The sequence below is a fragment of the Protofrankia coriariae genome, assembly GCF_001017755.1.
GTDB lineage: Bacteria > Actinomycetota > Actinomycetes > Frankiales > Frankiaceae > Protofrankia > Protofrankia coriariae.
On record NZ_JWIO01000014.1, the window covers coordinates 132,088 to 133,752 of the forward strand.

Below are 1,665 nucleotides of genomic sequence, written 5' to 3' on the forward strand. Positions count from 1 at the left end.
GGGGCAGTTGCGACGGCGGCCTGCCGTCGGCGAGCGCCGCGGGGCGTCCGATGCCGTAGATGCTCTGGTAGATGGCCTTGACGGCCGGAGCCGCGTACTCGGCGCCGGTCCCGGAGTCCGGGACGGTCACGACGACGACGAACTGCGGGTCGTTCGCGGGCGCGAACGAGGCGAACCAGGAGGTGTCCCCGGCCCCCTCCACCTCGGCGGTACCGGTCTTGCCCGCGATCGGGATGGTGTCGTTCGGCCAGTCCGCGAACACCCCGGTCGCGGTCCCGCCGCCCTCGCTGGTCACCCCGTGCAGGGCGTTGCGAATGTAGGCCAGCGAGTCGGGCGCGACCGGAAGCCTGCCTGCGACCCTGGGCTCGATGGCCCGTACGACGCGGCCGTCCGGGGCCATCACCGCCTTGGCCAGGCTGGGCTGGTACAGCGTCCCGCCGTTGGCGATGGCGGCGTAGGCGGCCGCGAGCTGCAACGGGCTGACCGACAGGTACTGGCCCTGCCCGATCGCGAACTGGACCGCCGCGCCTCCGTTGTACAGGTAGCCGTCGACGCACGCCTCGGCTGCGTAGCGGCGGAACCGCTCGGCCTTGGCCGGGTCGGTGACCTCCGGGTAGCCGTTGCGGGCCCGGCGGCAGTAGGAGTCCTTCAGCTCCTCCCAGATCGCCTTCGCGCCGGCCCGGTCGACGACCGACCCCGCTGTCTCGCCCGGCAGGTCGATGCCGGTGCGGCTACCGAACCCCAGGGCGCGGGCCATCCTGACGAAGTACTCGTCGGGATCCCGGTATGGTCCGCGCCCGTTGCGCAGCCCGCCGTCGGCCAGCCATGCCTCGTAGGCGAACTGGTCGAAGATGACGTCGCAGGAGATGACCAGGGCCTGGTGGAGGGTGACCGGCCCGGCGGACGACCCCTCGAAGTTGTGGAAGGTCTGGGTGCCGATCTGCAGGCTGGGCGCGCAGTCGTACTTCTTGGTGGTCGACGCGCTGAGGTTGGTCAGCGCGGTCAGGGTCGACACCGGCTTGAACGTCGACCCTGGCGCGCTCGAGCCCTGGTACGCCCGCGACAGCAGCGGAATCCCGTTGGCCTGGTCGGACAGTGCCCTGTAGTCGGCTTCGGAGACGCCCCCGACGAAGACCGACGGGTCGTAGGAGGGCAGGCTCGCCATGGCGATCACGCGACCGGTCTTCGCGTCGAGCACGACACCGGAGGCGGTGCGCGCCCGCTCGCCGCCGAGGGAGTCCAGGGTCTTCTGCAGGGTCTGCTCAACCGCCTGCTGGACGCCGGTGTCGAGCGAGAGCACGAGGTTGTCACCGCTGCGCGGCGCGGTGGCCGACGCGGTGCCCGCGACGCGCCCGAACCGGTCGACCTCGAGCCGCTGCACGCCGTCGGCGCCCCGCAGGTCCGTGTCGTAGGTGTTCTCCAGGCCGGCGACACCGACCAGGCTGTTCTGGTGGTATCCCTTGCTGGCGCCGTCGGCGTCGAGCTGCTTCTGGGTGACAGGGCTGAGATATCCCAGCTCGTGCGCGGCCAGGGAGCCCTGGGGGTACTCGCGCACGGCCTGCAGGTCGGCCGAGACCCCGGGGAACCGGTCGGGATGTTCGATGATCGCCAGTGCCTGCTGCGCGGAGACGTCCTTGGCCACCGGGACCGGCTGGTAGGGCGAGC

1 pseudogene (only partly in view) is annotated in these 1,665 nt (G+C 71.6%); it reads right to left on the reverse strand.

The features are described from left to right. Window positions 1-1,665: pseudogene (mrdA, locus tag FrCorBMG51_RS10610) on the reverse strand (penicillin-binding protein 2); its annotated part runs 398 nt beyond the window's last position; the annotation flags it as partial.